Source organism: Vibrio sp. 10N.222.55.C6 (assembly GCF_041473395.1).
GTDB lineage: Bacteria > Pseudomonadota > Gammaproteobacteria > Enterobacterales > Vibrionaceae > Vibrio > Vibrio crassostreae_C.
This window is the reverse complement of sequence record NZ_JBFRSD010000185.1, coordinates 1-396: the sequence shown is the minus strand read 5'-3', so window position 1 is coordinate 396 and position 396 is coordinate 1. Positions and strand designations below refer to the sequence as shown.

Annotated in this window: 1 pseudogene; it reads left to right on the top strand. The window is 45.7% G+C overall.

The window, feature by feature from the left end:
- Positions 1-254, top strand: a pseudogene (locus AB4486_RS23160) (rRNA (cytidine-2'-O-)-methyltransferase); the annotation flags it as partial.
- Between the last annotated feature and the right edge of the window lie 142 nt (positions 255-396).

Below are 396 nucleotides of genomic sequence, written 5' to 3'. Positions count from 1 at the left end.
TCCAAGGGCTGCCACTTGGTGAACTTATTGAGTGGATTGAAGAAGACGCGAACCGTAAACGCGGTGAGATGGTGTTACTGATTCACGGCCACCGTGAAGAAGCGAGCACAGAACTGCCAGACGAAGCGACTCGCACACTAGGCATTCTAACCAAAGAGCTGCCTCTTAAAAAAGCGGCGGCGATGACGGCAGAAATCTACAATCTGAAAAAGAACGCGTTATACAAATGGGGCCTAGAGCATCTAGACCACTAGAAACCTCTTTATAGAGTAGCTAACCTGTATTGAAAAGCTTGTGAGGAGTGATGGTATTGCCGTTATTCCTCTTTTTTTGTCTGAATTGTGTAAAATTCACGCAGTTGCTTAGAGGTTTGCACCATATTTGTGATCTCGCTAG